This is a genomic window from Ellagibacter isourolithinifaciens (assembly GCF_008831035.1).
GTDB classification, from domain to species: Bacteria; Actinomycetota; Coriobacteriia; order Coriobacteriales; family Eggerthellaceae; genus Ellagibacter; species Ellagibacter isourolithinifaciens.
The window spans coordinates 1-1502 of the sequence record NZ_WAJR01000060.1; the positions used below are offsets into that span (position 1 = coordinate 1).

Consider the following 1502-nt stretch of genomic DNA (forward strand, 5'->3'; position numbering starts at 1 on the left):
GGATCGCGTGCCGAATGTTGGTGTAAGGGGCCGCTTCCCTGTCCGTAGAAAGCAGGAAGCGGTTATCGCCTAGAATCTTAATTGCTGAAGTTAGGATTCGTGGAAAGGCAATAACCGCATATGGATAAGATACACGAGATTGCGGGCGACGGCGCCCTGGTGCCGAGATTCGACGACGGCATGGTGAACATGACGGAGCTGATCAGGGTGATGGCCGAGTCGCTCGTCAACGAGATCATGGACGCCCAGGCCGACGAGGCGTGCGAGAGCGGCAACCAGCGCAACGGCTACCGCGAGCGCAGGCTCGTCACCAGCGTGGGCACCATCAACCTCAGAATCCCGAAGCTGCGCGCCGGCAGCTACTTTCCCGAGGACCTCATCGAGCGGTACTCGCGCGTGGACCGCGCGGTCATCGCCGCGGTCTCCGAGATGGTGACAAACGGCGTGTCCACCAGGAAGGTGAAGCGCGTGGCGCAGTCCATGGGCATAGACCGCATGAGCGCCAGCCAGGTGTCGAGGATATGCTCGTCGCTGGACGAGTCGGTCGCCGACCTGCGGGAACGCGACCTGTCAGACGTCAGCTACCCCTACATCTGGCTCGACGCCACCTACATCAAGTGCAGGGACGCCGGCCGCGTGCAGTCCACCGCGCTCGTAACCGCCATCGGCGCCGGCTCGGGCGGCTACAGGCGCCTGCTCGGCCTCGACGCCATCGACACAGAGTCCTACGACGGCTGGAGGGCGTTCCTCCTCTCGCTGCGGGCGCGCGGGGTCGATGGCGTCATCTGCGTCACCAGCGATGCGCACGAGGGCCTCAAGCGCGCGATCCAGGAGGTCTTCCCCGGCGCCGCCTGGCAGAGATGCATCGTGCACCTGATGCGCAACGCCGCCGGCAACGCGCCGACCAGGCAGAAGAGGGGCGCCGTGCTCGGCATCCTGAAGGCCGTGTTCGCCGAGCGCGACCCCGAGCTCGTGCGCGAGCTCTACCAGCTCGCCATCGAGCAGATCGAGGGGTTCTGCCCCAAGGCGGCCGAGGTGCTCGAGGAGGCCGAGGCCGACGCGCTGGCGTACCTCGACTTCCCCTACGAGCACCACGTCAGGCTGCGCACCAACAACGTTCAGGAGCGCGCCAACCGCGAGCTCAAGCGCCGCAGCCGCGTCGTCCAGGTGTTCCCGAGCAGGAAGTCGCTCATCAGGATGATGGGAGCGGTGTTCTCCGAGATGGACGAGGACTGGGCGGGCCGCCGCTGGTTCAACGACGACTCCATCGGCAGGGCCGTGGAGGGCGCCAAGGTGAACGCGCCCGCGCCCGCCTACGAGGGCACCGCCGCCGAGCATGCGGCCAGGATAATTGCGCTCGTGGTGGCCGACAACCCGATTCCCGGCAGGAAGGCGGCGTAGCATGCGCTAGAATGACGGCATTCTAGGTGATTCTCGGCTCCTCGGGCAGCCTGCGGCTACCCTCGAGAACCGAGCTCTACACCAACATTCGGGACACTACC

The 1502-nt window shown here is 65.9% G+C and carries 1 protein-coding gene; it reads left to right on the top strand.

Annotated elements, in window-relative coordinates; translation table 11 throughout:
* Positions 1-120 precede the first annotated feature (120 nt).
* Entirely contained in the window at positions 121-1401 is a 1281-nt protein-coding gene (locus F8C90_RS10725; protein WP_158050492.1) for an IS256 family transposase, read from the top strand.
* The last annotated feature ends 101 nt before the right edge of the window (positions 1402-1502 follow it).

Bases quoted from the DNA above. Each gene is read 5' to 3' on its own strand.
- F8C90_RS10725 (WP_158050492.1), top strand. From the start codon at position 121: ATGGATAAGATACACGAGATTGCGGGCGACGGCGCCCTGGTGCCGAGA.